The 15,156-nt window shown below is 72.0% G+C and carries 13 protein-coding genes; 11 read left to right on the plus strand and 2 right to left on the minus strand.

Annotated features, from left to right (window positions below; all coding sequences use genetic code 11):
- Positions 1–46: 46 nt before the first annotated feature.
- Positions 47–1,252 carry an MFS transporter gene (locus AB0N17_RS06385; RefSeq protein WP_366009982.1) on the minus strand — a complete coding sequence of 402 codons (1,206 nt, stop codon included), beginning with the start codon at positions 1,250–1,252 and terminating at the stop codon, positions 47–49.
- Positions 1,253–1,336: 84 nt separating this feature from the next.
- Between AB0N17_RS06385 and AB0N17_RS06390 the strand changes: the two genes are divergently transcribed.
- The 9 genes from AB0N17_RS06390 to AB0N17_RS06430 all read left to right on the plus strand — a co-directional run bounded on the left by AB0N17_RS06390 (position 1,337) and on the right by AB0N17_RS06430 (position 12,279).
- Complete coding sequence (locus AB0N17_RS06390) at positions 1,337–2,308, plus strand: LysR family transcriptional regulator (RefSeq protein ID WP_366009983.1); 972 nt, start codon at positions 1,337–1,339, stop codon at positions 2,306–2,308.
- A 166-nt stretch (positions 2,309–2,474) separates the two neighbouring features.
- Complete coding sequence (locus AB0N17_RS06395) at positions 2,475–3,845, plus strand: nitrate/nitrite transporter (protein ID WP_366009984.1); 1,371 nt, start codon at positions 2,475–2,477, stop codon at positions 3,843–3,845.
- An 87-nt stretch (positions 3,846–3,932) separates the two neighbouring features.
- Positions 3,933–5,093 (plus strand): uroporphyrinogen-III synthase, encoded by a 1,161-nt coding sequence (locus AB0N17_RS06400; protein ID WP_366009985.1) that lies wholly within the window; start codon positions 3,933–3,935, stop codon positions 5,091–5,093.
- A gap of 148 nt (positions 5,094–5,241) precedes the next feature.
- On the plus strand, positions 5,242–5,835 hold the full coding sequence (locus tag AB0N17_RS06405; RefSeq protein ID WP_366009986.1) for an ABATE domain-containing protein: 594 nt from the start codon (positions 5,242–5,244) through the stop codon (positions 5,833–5,835).
- 218 nt (positions 5,836–6,053) lie between these two features.
- Positions 6,054–6,638, plus strand: a complete 585-nt coding sequence (locus tag AB0N17_RS06410; protein WP_030167252.1) for a sigma-70 family RNA polymerase sigma factor — start codon at positions 6,054–6,056, stop codon at positions 6,636–6,638.
- Positions 6,639–6,700: 62 nt separating this feature from the next.
- A complete protein-coding gene (locus AB0N17_RS06415; protein WP_366009987.1) occupies positions 6,701–7,468 on the plus strand; it encodes a zf-HC2 domain-containing protein in 768 nt (255 codons plus the stop codon).
- 60 nt (positions 7,469–7,528) lie between these two features.
- Positions 7,529–9,901 carry a UvrD-helicase domain-containing protein gene (locus tag AB0N17_RS06420; RefSeq protein ID WP_366009989.1) on the plus strand — a complete coding sequence of 791 codons (2,373 nt, stop codon included), beginning with the start codon at positions 7,529–7,531 and terminating at the stop codon, positions 9,899–9,901.
- A gap of 387 nt (positions 9,902–10,288) precedes the next feature.
- Positions 10,289–11,704 carry an NAD-dependent malic enzyme gene (locus tag AB0N17_RS06425; protein WP_366009990.1) on the plus strand — a complete coding sequence of 472 codons (1,416 nt, stop codon included), beginning with the start codon at positions 10,289–10,291 and terminating at the stop codon, positions 11,702–11,704.
- 293 nt (positions 11,705–11,997) lie between these two features.
- Complete coding sequence (locus AB0N17_RS06430; protein ID WP_023550134.1) at positions 11,998–12,279, plus strand: HU family DNA-binding protein; 282 nt, start codon at positions 11,998–12,000, stop codon at positions 12,277–12,279.
- Positions 12,280–12,489: 210 nt separating this feature from the next.
- Here the strand turns inward: AB0N17_RS06430 and murA are convergent, their stop codons facing one another.
- Entirely contained in the window at positions 12,490–13,830 is a 1,341-nt protein-coding gene (murA, locus tag AB0N17_RS06435; RefSeq protein ID WP_366009991.1) for a UDP-N-acetylglucosamine 1-carboxyvinyltransferase, read from the minus strand.
- Positions 13,831–14,097: 267 nt separating this feature from the next.
- Here murA and AB0N17_RS06440 point away from each other — a divergent pair, with 267 nt between their 5' ends.
- Both AB0N17_RS06440 and AB0N17_RS06445 read left to right on the plus strand, forming a co-directional pair.
- Entirely contained in the window at positions 14,098–14,670 is a 573-nt protein-coding gene (locus AB0N17_RS06440) for a YqgE/AlgH family protein (protein WP_366009992.1), read from the plus strand.
- 30 nt (positions 14,671–14,700) lie between these two features.
- Positions 14,701–14,991 carry a DUF3039 domain-containing protein gene (locus tag AB0N17_RS06445; protein ID WP_097254340.1) on the plus strand — a complete coding sequence of 97 codons (291 nt, stop codon included), beginning with the start codon at positions 14,701–14,703 and terminating at the stop codon, positions 14,989–14,991.
- Positions 14,992–15,156: the final 165 nt, after the last annotated feature.

A 15,156-nucleotide genomic window follows, 5' to 3' on the forward strand; every position in this document is an offset into this window, starting at 1 on the left:
CCCATGTGGGCAACGGCCCCGTCGCTTTTCAGCGGCGGGGCCGTCGTCATGCCCCGGCGCGCCGCGCCCCGCCGGTCCGGGTGAGCGAAGCCAGTCCCAGGGCGAGCGCCGCGGCGCCGGCCGGGACCGCGTAGGCGAGCGTCGCGGACAGGTGCTCCGTCGCCCAGCCCCCCGTCGCCGAGCCGCACGCGATGCCGGTGAGCAGGCCGGTCACCATCAGGCTCATGCCCTCGTTGAGGCGGTCGGCCGGGGTGCGCCGCTGGACCAGGGTCATCGCGGTGACCATCGTGGGCGCCGTCGCCATGCCCGCCACCAGCAGGGCGCCCGCGAGGGCGACGAGGGACCCGGTGAGGCCCGCCGCCAGCCAGGGCAGGGTCATCAGCACGGCCATCCCCGCCAGGCAGTGGCCCAGCCGCAGCGCGCCCGGCTTCCGGGCGCCGTACGCCAGCCCGGCCGCGCACGACCCCGCCGCCTGCAGCGCGAGGATCACGCCGGCCGCCGCGCGGTGGCCCTGGGCGTCGGCATACGCGATCGTGACGACCTCCATCGAGCCGAACACCGCGCCGGTGGCCGTGAAGCAGGCCAGGAGCGGCGGGATGCCGGGGCTGCGCAGCGGCGAGCGTGTCCTCGAACGGGCCTGTGGCGGCGGCTCGGTGGCCCGCTGGGCGGTGAACAGCAGCATGCCGGACAGCAGCAGCGCCGCGCCCGCGAGCGTGCCCGCCTCCGGGAAGAACGTGCCGGTCAGAAAGGACGCGAGGACCGGGCCGAGCATGAAGCACAGCTCGTCGGCGGCCTGCTCGAAGGAGTTCGCGGTGTGCAGCCCGCCCGGGTCGTCGCGCAGCAGATGGGCCCAGCGGGCGCGGGACAGGCCGCCGATGTTGGGGGTGGCCGCGGTGCCGGCGTACGCGGCGAACAGCGTCCAGTCGGGGGCGCCGTAGCGCACGCACAGCAGCAGCGCGAGGCTGCCGAGCACCGAGGCGAGCGTGGCGGGCACGGCGACCCGCGCCTGCCCGTGCCGGTCCACGAGCCGGGCGACCCAGGGACCGGCCAGCGCGGTCGCCGCGAGGCCGGTCGCGGTGACGGCACCGGCCAGGGCGTACGAGCCCCGCGAACCGGCGATCATCACGACCGCGCTCACGCTGAACATGCCCATGGGCAGCCGAGCGAGGAGGTTGCCGGTGGTGAAGGCGCGGGTGCCGGGGAGGGCGAAGAGACGGCGGTATCCGGAGGCGGTGGCTATGAGCGGGGGCATGGCTCCACCCTCGCCCGGAGTGGATCAAGGGGTCCAACACCTGATCGGCGCCGATTCACGCACCTGTGTTGTAAGTTCGCCGTCATGGCCGCCCACATAGACCCCCGGCTCCTGCGCGCCTTCGTCGCCGTGGCCGAGGAACTCCACTTCACCCGGGCCGCGGCCCGCCTGTACGTCGCCCAGCAGGCGCTCAGCCGGGACGTACGGCGGCTGGAGCGGGAGCTGGGCACCGAGCTGTTCGTGCGGACCACCCGCCAGGTCACGCTCACCCCGGACGGCGACCGGCTGCTGCCGCACGCGCGCCGCGTCCTCGCCGCCCAGGACGACCTGCTCGCGGCGTTCGCCTCCGGCCAGGCCCGGCCCCTGCTGGTGGACCTCAACTCGCCGGGTCTGGGCACCGGCCGCCGGGTGCTGCACCGGGCGCGTGAACTCGCCCCCGACTGCGAGCTGATGGCCCGCTACGAGAGCGGCCTGACCGGTGCCGCCGCCGAGCTGCTGGCCGGCCGGCTGGACGCCTCCTTCGGCCGCTTCGCCGGTCTGGACCCGGCCCTGCGGTCCGGCCTGGAACAACAGCCGGTGCGCTACGAGCCGATGGCAGTCGTGCTGCCCGAGGACCATCCGCTGGCCGACCTGCCCCGGGTGCCGCTGGCCGCGCTGGCCGGGCAGACGGTGTACGCCGGGGCCGGCAACCCGCGCACCCTGGAGTGGACCGACCTGGCGTGCCGGCTCTTCGAGGGACGCGGCATCCGGCTCGCCCCGCCCCTCCCGCTCGCCGTCGGGGACGAGGAGTTCGAGCGGATCATGGCCAAGACCCGGCATCCGGTGCTGGCCGTGGTGGACTTCCCGGCCATGCCCCGCACGGTGCGCCGCCCGCTGGCCGACCCCGTCCCGCTGTCGCCGGTCTCCCTGGTGTGGCGCAAGGGCCTGGTCCATCCCGGGCTCGACGCGCTGCGCCGGGCGGCGACCGAGCTGGCCCGGACGCAGGGATGGCTGCGGCGGCCCGCCCGCGCCTGGGTGTCGGCCGCCGACGCGGCCGCGATGAGCGCGCCGGGCTGACGCGCGCGGAGCCGCCGCGGAACCTCTCACACCGGCCCCCGGCAGGGTGAGGGCACCGTTCCCTCGCGGTCACCCACAGAGCCACAGGCCGGAAACGCGTGCTCCCTACCGTCGAGTCCGGTCAGCCGTACGGCAGGCCGGACAGCCGGAGCCCCGTGGAGGCGTGATGACAGCCGCACCCCCAACCCGTCGCAGTGGCCGCTGGATCGAGCGCTGGGATCCGGAGGACGAGACGTTCTGGGAGGCGACCGGGGAGAAGGTCGCCCGCCGGAACCTGTGGTTCTCGGTGCTCTCCGAGCACATCGGGTTCTCCGTCTGGACCCTGTGGTCCGTGCTGGTGCTGTTCATGGGCCCGGAGTACGGCCTCACCCCCGCCGACAAGTTCCTGCTGACCTCGATGGTCACCCTGGTCGGCGCCGTCGTCCGCGTCCCCTACACCTTCGCCGTCGCCCTCTTCGGCGGCCGGAACTGGACGATCGTCTCCGCGAGCCTGCTGCTCGTGCCGACGGTGGCCGCCTTCGTGGTGATGGAGCCGGGGACGTCCTTCGGCACGTTCCTCCTCGTCGGGCTGCTGGCCGGCGTCGGCGGCGGCAACTTCGCCTCGTCCATGACCAACATCAACGCCTTCTTCCCGCTGCGGAAGAAGGGCTGGGCGCTCGGCCTCAACGCCGGCGGCGGCAACATCGGCGTCCCCGTCATCCAGCTGGCCGCCCTCGCCGTCATCGGCGCGAGCGGCGGCCCGCGCGTCCTGCTCGGCATCTACATCCCGCTGGTCGTCGTCGCGGCCACGCTCGCCGCCCTCTTCATGGACAACCTGGCGTCCCTGACCAACGACACCGGCGCGGCCAAGGACGCCGCGCGGGACGCCCACACCTGGATCATGGCGTTCCTGTACATCGGCACCTTCGGCTCCTTCATCGGCTACAGCTTCGCCTTCGGCCAGGTCCTGACCATCCAGTTCGGCCGTACCCCGCTGCAGGCGGCGTACCTCACCTTCATCGGCCCGCTGCTCGGCTCCCTGATCCGCCCCGTCGGCGGGCGGCTGGCCGACCGCTACGGCGGCGCCCGCATCACCCTGTGGAACTACGTCGGCATGGCCGCCGCCACCGCCGCGCTGATCGCCGCCGGAATGCGGAAGTCGCTGCCGCTGTTCGTGTGCGTCTTCGTGGTCCTGTTCGTGCTCAGCGGCCTCGGCAACGGCTCGACGTACAAGATGATCCCCGGCATCTTCCAGAACAAGGCCCTGGCCAGGGGGCTGACCGGTGAGGAGGCCGCGGCCCACGGCCGGCGCCTGTCGGGCGCCGCCATGGGCCTCATCGGCGCGGTCGGCGCGCTCGGCGGTGTCGGCATCAACCTCGCCTTCCGCCAGTCCTTCCTGTCCTACGGCTCCGGCACCGGCGCCTTCGTCGCGTTCCTGGCCTTCTACGGCCTCTGCATCGCGGTGACGTGGGCCGTATACCTTCGCCGTACGGCGACGCAGACTGGAACCACGGCGGCGACGGACGCAAAGCCGCAGCTCAGCTACGCAGAGGTGTGACGTAACACCGGTGACATCACCCCGAACCGAGCCCGTCACGCGCTGTTGACAGGCTCGATCGGCGTGCCGGTCAGCTAGGAGAGCCCCATGTACGACGAAGAGCAGCACCCCGGACGGCCCGACCACGGTCCGCTCGCCGGATTCACGGTGGGCGTCACCGCCGCGCGCCGGGCCGACGAGCTGGGCGCGCTGCTGCAGCGACGCGGGGCCGTCGTGCTGCACGCGCCCGCGCTGCGCATCGTGCCGCTCGCCGACGACGGTGAACTCCTCGCCGCCACCAAGGAGATCATCGACCAGGCGCCGGACGTCGTCGTGGCCACCACCGCGATCGGCTTCCGCGGCTGGGTGGAGGCGGCCGACGGCTGGGGTCTCGGCGAACAGCTGCTCGGCCGGCTGCGCTCGGTGGCCCTGCTGGCCCGCGGCCCCAAGGTCAAGGGCGCCATCCGCGCCGCGGGCCTCACGGAGGAGTGGTCCCCCGCCTCGGAGTCGCTGGCGGAGGTCCTGGACCGGCTGCTGGAAGAGGGTGTCGACGGCCGCCGTATCGCCGTACAGCTGCACGGCGAGCCGCTGCCGGGCTTCGTCGAGTCCCTGCGGGCCGGGGGAGCGGAGGTGGTCCCGGTGCCGGTGTACCGCTGGATGCCGCCGGAGGACCTGGGGCCCGTGGACCGGCTGCTGGACGCGACCGTCTCCCAGGGCCTGGACGCGCTCACCTTCACCAGCGCGCCCGCCGCCGCCTCCCTGCTCTCCCGGGCGGAGGACCGGGGCCTGCTGCCCGAGCTGCTGGCCGCCCTGGGCCACGACGTGCTCCCGGCCTGCGTGGGCCCGGTGACCGCCCTCCCGCTCCAGGCGCACGGTGTGGACACGGTCCAGCCGGAGCGCTTCCGCCTGGGCCCCCTCGTCCAGCTGCTGTGCCGGGAACTCCCCGGCCGCGCGCGCCCCTTGCCGGTCGCCGGCCACCGGGTGGAGATCCGGGGCCACGCGGTCCTGGTCGACGGCGAGCTGAAGCCGGTTCCGCCGGCCGGCATGTCCCTGCTGCGCACCCTCTCCCGCCGCCCCGGCTGGGTGGTGGCCCGGGCCGACCTCCTGCGGGCCCTGCCGGGCGCGGGCCGTGACGAGCACGCCGTGGAGACGGCGATGGCCCGCCTGCGTACGGCCCTCGGGGCGCCCAAGCTGATCCAGACCGTGGTGAAGCGGGGGTACCGGCTGGCACTGGACCCGGCGACGGACGCCAAGTACGCGGACGCGTGAGGGAGTCCGGTCCCCTGCCGCGGCCCGGAGCGCGCACTGGGCCCCGTAACTCGCCACGAGGGGTTCCGGCCGTCCCTCCGGACGGGCACTGTGAACAGGAGTGGTGGAACGGTCCCCCCACAGTTCCTGCCTAGGCGGTGACAGGCACATGGCACTGGGTTCGGCCACGCCCCCGTACGAGCTGCGGTTCGACGCCGGGCGGATCTGTCTGGATCTCCTCGCGACCACGCATCCGGCCGAACGGCTCGACACCGTCCCGGCGTTGCGCGCCTGGATCGGCGGCTGCGGCCTGGTGCCGCACGGCACGGCGCTGGACCACGCCGAGGCCTCCTGGCTCGTGGAGTTCCGGGAACTGCGGGGACACGTGGGGCGGTTGGTGCGATCCGCGCACTCCGTGGACGCCCCGTCGTACGAGCGGGCCCTCGGCCGGGTCAACGCCGCGGCCCGGGTCGCGCCGCCGGCCGTGTGCGCGGTGTGCGGTGCCGACGGCGGCCTGGTCAGAGAGCTGGCGGGGCCGCCCGGGTGCGCCGCGCTGCTCGCCCTCGTCGCGCGGGACGCCGTCGAGCTGCTCACCGACCCCGTCGCGCGGGCGGCCGTGCGGGAGTGCGAGGGGGACACCTGCCCGCTCGTCTATCTGGACACCTCCCGGGGCCGGCGCCGGCGCTGGTGCTCCAGCGAGGTGTGCGGGAACCGGGAGCGGGTGGCGCGGCACCGGCGTCGGGCAGCGCTCACGCGAGCGTGATTTCCGTAACACCGCGTTTTATGTGCTCTGTACACGGGAAATGATCGCCGCCTCCGGTGATGTGTCGGAAAAGTGAAGATCACTCGGTGGGAATGTTCGCCCATGTCCCTCTCGTCACGTCACCCCGGAGAAATCTGTCACTCCGGTTTGAACACCTTGCCGCTCCCTTCCGTACGGGTGGGCGAGCGACCGACTGGGGGAACCCCCGGACACCGGAGGTGGGCGTGCGCAAGGATGCGGCCGTGGCCAATGAACGTGGATCGAGGGCCCGACATCGCATGTCCTCGCAGCCCTCGGAACCTGATGAGGAGCTGATGCGTGCGCTGTATCGAGAGCACGCCGGACCTCTGCTCGCGTATGTCCTCCGGCTGGTCGCCGGTGATCGGCAGCGCGCCGAGGACGTCGTGCAGGAAACGCTCATCCGTGCCTGGAAGAACGCCGGTCAGCTCAATCGGGCGACCGGTTCGGTACGCCCCTGGCTGGTGACGGTCGCACGCCGCATCGTCATCGACGGCCACCGCAGCCGGCAGGCCCGGCCGCAGGAGGTCGATCCGTCGCCGCTGGAGGTCATCCCCGCGGAGGACGAGATCGACAAGGCGCTGTGGCTGATGACGCTGTCGGACGCGCTCGACGACCTGACCCCGGCCCACCGGGAGGTCCTCGTCGAGACGTACTTCAAGGGGCGTACGGTCAATGAGGCGGCCGAGACGCTGGGCATCCCCAGCGGCACGGTGCGCTCTCGGGTGTTCTACGCCCTGCGGTCGATGAAGCTGGCACTGGAGGAGCGGGGGGTGACGGCGTGATGAGCAGCGGATACGGGGGAATGCAGGGATTCGGCGCGGGTGGTCCGGGTATGTCAGGACCCATGAGCCCCAGTTCGGGATCTTCGGTGCCGAGCGAGCACGAGACCGTCGGCGCCTACGCCCTCGGGATCCTCGACGACGCCGAAGCAACCGCTTTCGAGGCGCATCTCGCCGGCTGCGAGTGGTGCGCCCAGCAACTGGACGAGCTGGCCGGGATGGAGCCGATGCTGGCCGCGCTCGCGGATCTGCCGGGCTCCGGCAGCACGCCCGCGATCGGCGAGTCGCTGTCCGCCAGGCCCAGCCCGCGGCTGGCGGAGAAGCTGGTCGACGAGGTCGCCGAGAAGCGCGCCATGAAGCGCCGCCGCAGCTTCTACATGATCGCCGCCGCGGCCGCCCTGATCATCGCCGGGCCGCTGGCCGCGGTCGCGATGAACAGCGGCTCGGACGGGGGCGGGCAGGTCACCGCGTCCTCCGCGCAGACCACCTTCGCCTCCCTGCCGGACAAGAAGTCGGCCACCGACCCGTCGTCGCAGATCAGCGCCACCGTCGCCATGGCCCCGAAGGTCTGGGGCACGCAGGCGGTGCTGGAACTGAAGAACGCCAAGGGGCCGCTCAAGTGCTCCCTGGTGCTCGTCGCGAAGAACGGCCAGCGCGTGACCATGTCCTCCTGGTCCGTGCCGAAGTGGGGCTACGGCATCCCGAACGGGAAGACTCCGGAGTCCAAGGAGCCGCTCTACATCGGCGGCGCGGCGGCCTTTCAGCCGAACGAGATCGACCACTTCGAGGTCGTGACCTTCGACGGGAAGAAGCTGGTGCAGGTGAACGCGTAGCTTCACCCGGCCCCCTTCGCGTACGGTTGACGGCTGCCCAGCACGTCAGAAGGGGGCCCGGTGGCCGCTCAGGTTCAGCAGTCCGCGGTCGGCTCGGTACACGATGCACACGACTCCGTCCGTGACCGAGAGATCAGCGTCGAACAGGCACACCTGGACCGGGTGTACCGGCGGCTCGAGGAGAAGATCCACGAGGCCGAGTTCCTGATGAACGACGCGGCCAAGCGCGGCCAGGTCGGCACCCCGGGCGCGCTGGCCGAGCGCGACGCGCAGGTCTTCCGGGCCGGCGTCCACCTGAACCGGCTCAACAACGAGTTCGAGGACTTCCTCTTCGGCCGGATCGACCTGCTCCTCGGCAAGGACGGCAAGAAGGGGCCCGACGGCGCCTACACCGCCGTGGAACCCGCCGAGGGCGCCGTGCGCGACGACAACACCGCAGACATCGCCGAGACCCTGCACATCGGGCGCATCGGGGTCCTCGACGAGGACTACGCACCGCTCGTCATCGACTGGCGCGCACCCGCCGCCGCACCCTTCTACCGCGCCACCCCGGTCGACCCCGGCCGGGTCGTACGGCGCCGGGTCATCCGGTCCAAGGGGCGCCGGGTCCTCGGCGTCGAGGACGACCTGATGCGGCCCGAGCTGGCGGCCCGCCTCGACGGACACCAGCTGGCCGTCATCGGCGACGGCGCCCTCATGGCCGCCCTCGGTCAGGCCCGCAGCCACACCATGCGGGACATCGTCTCCTCCATCCAGGCCGAGCAGGACCTGGTCATCCGCGCCCCGGCCGCCTCCGTCACCTACGTCGAGGGCGGCCCCGGCACCGGCAAGACCGCCGTCGCCCTGCACCGCGCGGCCTACCTGCTCTACCAGGACCGCAGACGCTACGCGGGCGGCATCCTGATCGTCTCCCCGACCCCGCTGCTCGTCGCCTACACCGAGGGCGTGCTGCCCTCGCTCGGCGAGGAGGGCCAGGTCGCCATCCGCGCGATCGGCTCGCTCGTCGACGGCGCCGAGGCCGCGCTCTACGACTCGCCGTCCGTGGCCCGCGCCAAGGGCTCGTACCGGATGCTGAAGGTGCTGCGCAAGGCCGCCCGGGGCGCGCTGGAGCTCGGGCCGAGCGCTCCGGTGGGGCAGCTCGCCCTCGACGACGAGGACGAGGCGGACGAGACACCGGCGGCCTTCCGCACGACCGACCGCCTGCGTGTCGTCGCCTTCGGGCGCCGCCTGGAGCTGGAGACGGCCGAGCTGGAACGGGTCCGCCGTACCGCCCTCGGCGGCACCGCGCCCGTCAACCTGCTGCGCCCGCGCGCCCGCAAGCTCCTCCTGGACGCCCTGTGGGCCAAGTCCGGGGCCGCCGGCCGGCACACCGACCCGGAGCTGGCCGCCGAGCTGCGCTCCTCCTTCGACGAGGACGTCATGAGCGAGGACTCCTTCCTCGCGTTCCTCGACGCCTGGTGGCCCGAGCTGACCCCGAAGGCGGTGCTCGCCGCCATGGCCGACGAGAGACGGCTCGGCCGCTGGGCCCGCCGGATCCTCAACCCGGGCGAGGTGCGCAAGGTCGCCCGCTCGCTGAAGCGGGACGGGTACTCCGTGCACGACATCGCCATGCTCGACGAGCTGCAGGCGATCCTCGGCGCCCCGGCCCGCCCGAAGAAGAAGCGCGAACTCGACCCGCTGGACCAGCTCACCGGCCTGGAGGAGCTGATGCCGGTGCGCGAGGAGAGCCAGCGGGAGCGGGCCGAACGCCTCGCGCAGGAGCGCACCGAGTACGCGCACGTCATCGTGGACGAGGCGCAGGACCTGACCCCGATGCAGTGGCGCATGGTCGGCCGTCGCGGCCGGCACGCCACCTGGACGGTGGTCGGCGACCCGGCCCAGTCCTCTTGGTCCGACCCGGACGAGGCGGCCGAGGCCCGCGACGAGGCCCTCGGCACCCGGCCCCGGCGCCGCTTCCAGCTCACCGTGAACTACCGCAACCCGGCCGAGATCGCGGAGCTCGCCGCCAAGGTGCTCGCGCTCGCCATGCCCGGCTCCGAGGCGCCCAGCGCCGTGCGGTCCACCGGGGTCGAGCCGCGCTTCGTCGTCGTGGGGGACTCGCCCGCGGCCACCGTGCGGGCCGAGGCCGAGCGGCTGCTGGGCGTGGTGGACGGCACGGTCGGCGTGGTCGTCGCGATGAACCGGCGCGCGGAGGCCCGGCGCTGGCTGGCCGGGCTCGGCGACCGGGTCGTGGCCCTCGGCAGCCTGGAGGCCAAGGGCCTGGAGTACGACGCGACGGTCGTCGTCTCCCCCGCGGAGATCGCGGACGAGTCCCCGGCGGGCCTGCGCGTGCTGTACGTGGCGCTGACCCGGGCGACCCAGCAGCTGACGGTGGTCTCGGGGGACCGGGACGAGCCGGACGCGGCCGCGGTGCCGGACCTGCTCAGGGACTGATTCCTGTGAACTCCCCGCAGGGGGAATGGCTTCCGCCGTGCGTTTGTTAGCCTGGGTGTGGCACCGGCCCGATCCAAGCCCCCGGGCCCAACCTTCGTCCCTCAGAGGGACCACTTGCCGCGAGGCGAGCATGGCGGGTCGGTGTCACTGAGCCTGTGAGAGGCCCACGTCCGATGTGACGTGGGCCTCTTCCGTTTGCCCGGCCCCCTCTTTTCTCACCTGATCTTTTCTCGTATGGTGGAAGTGGTTTTCCGAAACCGCGCACCCGCCGGACGGTTTCCTGTGAACAAAACGTCCGCAACCCAGGGCGACTACCACGTACTGAGCGGTAGGTGCGACGATCGGACGGCACAACTCGCGACACGGTGAAAGCAGAGGAAGTCGGCCATGGCAACGGCGCCCAGCGTCTCCTACTCGATGACCATCCGGCTGGAGGTGCCCGCGAGCGGAACCGCCGTCTCGCAGCTCACCACCGCGGTGGAGTCCTCCGGAGGCTCGGTGACCGGCCTCGACGTCACCGCCTCCGGTCACGAGAAGCTCCGTATCGACGTCACCATCGCGGCCTCCTCCACGGCGCACGCCGACGAGATCGTCGAGAAGCTGCGCGGCATCGAGGGCGTCACCCTCGGCAAGGTCTCCGACCGTACGTTCCTGATGCACCTCGGCGGCAAGATCGAGATGGCGTCGAAACACCCCATCCGCAACCGTGACGACCTCTCCATGGTCTACACGCCGGGTGTGGCCCGCGTCTGCATGGCCATCGCCCAGAACCCCGAGGACGCCCGCCGCCTCACCATCAAGCGCAACTCCGTTGCGGTCGTGACGGACGGCTCCGCCGTGCTCGGCCTGGGCAACATCGGCCCCAAGGCCGCGCTGCCCGTCATGGAGGGCAAGGCGGCCCTCTTCAAGCGCTTCGCCGGCATCGACGCCTGGCCGATCTGCCTGGACACCCAGGACAGCGACGCGATCGTGGAGATCGTCAAGGCGATCGCCCCCGGGTTCGCCGGCATCAACCTCGAGGACATCTCCGCCCCCCGCTGCTTCGAGATCGAGGCCCGGCTGCGCGAGGCCCTCGACATCCCCGTCTTCCACGACGACCAGCACGGCACCGCGATCGTCGTCCTCGCCGCCCTGACCAACGCCCTGCGCGTCACGGAAAAGGCGATCGAGAACATCCGGGTCGTCATGTCCGGCGCCGGCGCCGCCGGTACGGCCATCCTCAAGCTGCTGCTCGCCGCGGGCGTGAAGAACGCCGTCGTCGCCGACATCCACGGTGTCGTCCACGCCGGCCGCGAGGACCTGGTGGACGCCCCGACCGGCTCGGCGCTGCGCTGGATCGCCGACAACACCAACCCCGAGGGCCTCACCGGCACCCTGAAGGAGGCCGTGCACGGCGCCGACGTCTTCATCGGCGTCTCCGCCCCGAACGTCCTCGACGGCGACGACGTGGCCGCCATGGCCGACGGCGCCATCGTGTTCGCGCTCGCGAACCCCGACCCCGAGGTGGACCCGGCGATCGCCCGCCAGACCGCGGCGGTCGTGGCCACCGGCCGCTCCGACTTCCCGAACCAGATCAACAACGTGCTGGTCTTCCCGGGTGTCTTCCGCGGCCTGCTGGACGCCCAGTCCCGCACCGTCAACACGGAGATGATGCTCGCCGCCGCCAAGGCCCTCGCCGACGTGGTGACCGAGGACGAGCTGAACCCGAACTACATCATTCCGAGCGTCTTCAACGACAAGGTCGCGGGCGCGGTCGCCGGCGCCGTCCGCGAGGCCGCGAAGGCGGCCGGAGCGACCGTCTAGACACCGCGTGACGTACTGTGCAGGGGCTGTGAGGATCACCACGACCGGCCCCCCGCACCGGCGCGTCGTGGAACCAGCAGATGCCGCGTGCGCTCTAGGGTGACGGCCGAGCAGGCGCTTTTCGTGTGACTCCCCAGGGTGTTCCCACGACTCCTACGGGTGCCGGATTGGCTTTCCCGCCGCAGGTAGGGGCAGGATGCGTCCCTGGGCGCGAGCGCATCGGCATCGCAGTGCCTCGGGCGGATCCGCCGCGTGGCACACCCCAACGGCAAGAAGAACACGGGAGTAACAACATGAACCGCAGTGAGCTGGTGGCCGCGCTGGCCGACCGCGCCGAGGTGACCCGCAAGGACGCCGACGCCGTGCTGGCCGCGTTCGCCGAGACCGTCGGCGAGATCGTCGCCAAGGGCGACGAGAAGGTCACCATCCCCGGCTTCCTGACCTTCGAGCGCACCCACCGTGCCGCTCGCACCGCGCGCAACCCGCAGACCGGCGAGCCGATCAACATCCCGGCCGGCTACAGCGTGAAGGTCACCGCGGGCTCGAAGCTCAAGGAAGCGGCCAAGGGCAAGTAAGCGCTCCGCTGTGAGTGCCGGTCCACCGGAGCGCCGTTCCGCTGGGCCGCCGTGGGTGACTGCGGGCCCGTAGTGGCTGGTCGCGCCCGCGCGGCGGAGCCGCAGATCGATACGGTCCCGGGCCCCTTCGGGCGCACCTCAGCCGGAGACGTAGAAAAGGGCGGCCCCTCTCCATCGGAGGAGGGGCCGCCCTTTTGGCGTGTCCAAGTGCTAGCCGAGCGCCTTGCCCGGCAGTTCCACCTTCGCGCCCAGTTCCACGAGCTTCTCCATGAAGTTCTCGTAGCCGCGGTTGATCAGGTCGATGCCGTGGACCCGGGACGTGCCCTCGGCGGCCAGGGCCGCGATGAGGTACGAGAAGCCGCCACGGAGGTCAGGGATGACCAGGTCGGCGCCCTGCAGCTTCGTCGGGCCGGAGACGACCGCCGAGTGCAGGAAGTTGCGCTGGCCGAAGCGGCAGTCCGAGCCGCCCAGGCACTCGCGGTACAGCTGGATGTGCGCGCCCATCTGGTTCAGCGCCGAGGTGAAGCCCAGCCGGGACTCGTACACCGTCTCGTGGATGATGGACAGGCCCGTGGCCTGCGTCAGCGCCACCACCAGCGGCTGCTGCCAGTCCGTCTGGAAACCGGGGTGCACGTCCGTCTCCAGCGCGATGGACTTCAGCTGGCCGCCGGGGTGCCAGAAGCGGATGCCCTCGTCGTCGATCTCGAAGGCGCCGCCCACCTTCCGGTAGGTGTTCAGGAACGTCATCATCGAGCGCTGCTGGGCGCCGCGGACGTAGATGTTGCCGTTGGTCGCCAGGGCCGCCGACGCCCAGGACGCCGCCTCCAGGCGGTCCGACAGGGCATGGTGGGTGTAGCCGCCCAGCTTGTCCACACCGGTGATGCGGATCGTGCGGTCGGTGTCCATCGCGATGATCGCGCCCATCTTCTGCAGCACGCAGATGAGGTCCTCGATCTCCGGCTCGACGGCCGCGTTGGACAGCTCGGTGACGCCCTCGGCGAGGACCGCCGTCAGCAGCACCTGCTCGGTCGCGCCGACCGACGGGTACGGCAGCCGGATCTTCGTGCCGCGCAGCCGCTGCGGCGCCTCCAGGTACTGACCGTCCGCGCGCTTCTCGATGGTCGCGCCGAACTGCCGCAGCACGTCGAAGTGGAAGTCGATGGGCCGGCCGCCGATGTCACAGCCGCCGAGGCCGGGGATGAACGCGTGGCCGAGACGGTGCAGCAGCGGGCCGCAGAAGAGGATCGGGATACGGCTGGAGCCCGCGTGGGCATCGATGTCGGCCACGTTGGCGCTCTCGACGTGCGTCGGGTCCAGCACCAGCTCGCCGGGCTCCTCACCCGGACGGACCGTCACCCCGTGCAGCTGGAGCAGGCCGCGCACCACCCGCACGTCACGGATGTCGGGGACGTTGCGCAGGCGGCTCGGCGCGCTGCCCAGCAGGGCGGCGACCATGGCCTTCGGTACGAGGTTCTTCGCACCGCGGACACGGATCTCGCCCTCCAGCGGGGTTCCGCCGTGGACAAGCAGGACATCGTCGTTGACGGTCATGAATCTCGCGTTCCGATGAGTTGGGCAGGGGCCGGCCGATCACTGTGCGCAGGGGCCGGGAAGACAGGGTAATCGCCGATCACCCCCCGTCGTTAAGCCCGAGGACCGCCCAGTCGCGTCATAGCTGTGTCACAACACGAACCGTTCCCTATCGGGCACATGGGGTCACCGGTCCCGGCCGTGCGCCGGGCCCGCTCCCCTGCGCCCTGGCCTGGGTACCCCGCATTGGCTCCCCACACCGGGGGAAGATGCGGGATCATGTCTGGCATGACCGAGGTGTCCTCGCTCACAGGGCGGCTGCTCGTGGCCACTCCCGCCCTGGCGGACCCCAACTTCGACCGTGCGGTGGTGCTCCTTCTCGACCACGACGAGGAGGGCTCCCTCGGCGTCGTCCTCAACCGCCCCACCCCGGTGGACGTCGGGGACATCCTGGAGGGCTGGGCCGACCTCGCGGGCGAGCCCGGCGTGGTCTTCCAGGGCGGCCCCGTCTCGCTGGACTCGGCGCTCGGTGTCGCGGTCATCCCGGGCGGCGCGAACGGCGACCTCGCCCCGCTCGGCTGGCGCCGGGTGCACGGCGCGATCGGCCTGGTCGACCTGGAGGCCCCGCCGGAACTGCTCGCCTCGGCCCTCGGCTCCCTGAGGATCTTCGCCGGGTACGCGGGCTGGGGTCCCGGCCAGCTGGAGGACGAGCTGGCCGAGGGCGCCTGGTACGTGGTGGAGTCCGAGCCGGGGGACGTCTCCTCGCCGGCGCCGGAGCGGCTGTGGCGCGAGGTGCTGCGCCGCCAGCGCAACGAGCTGGCGATGGTGGCCACGTATCCGGACGACCCTTCGCTCAACTGATGCGTGTGAGCTTTCAGTACCCTGGGCGGTATGAGCACTCTCGAGCCCGAGCGCGGGACTGGTACGGGGACCCTCGTAGAGCCGACGCCGCAGGTGTCCCACGGTGACGGTGACCACGAGCGCTTCGCCCACTACGTCCAGAAGGACAAGATCATGGCGAGCGCCCTCGACGGTACCCCCGTCGTGGCGCTGTGCGGCAAGGTCTGGGTGCCGGGCCGCGACCCGAAGAAGTACCCCGTGTGCCCCATGTGCAAGGAGATCTACGAGTCCATGGGCAGTGGCGGCGACGACAAGGGCGGCGACAAGGGCGGCGGCAAGTAGAGGCCTCCCCGCCCGGCCCGAGTCTCGTGAGGCCCCCGGGACGCGTGCGTGCACGCCTGTCCCGGGGGTCTTCGCGCGCCCACGGCGCGAAGTGGTTCAGACCTCTTGTCGGCCCTCACCGGACTCCGTAGCCTCCCTAGCGGCCTGTACGGAGCGAAACAGCCG

The organism is Streptomyces sp. NPDC051133 (assembly GCF_040682635.1).
Classification (GTDB): Bacteria; Actinomycetota; Actinomycetes; order Streptomycetales; family Streptomycetaceae; genus Streptomyces.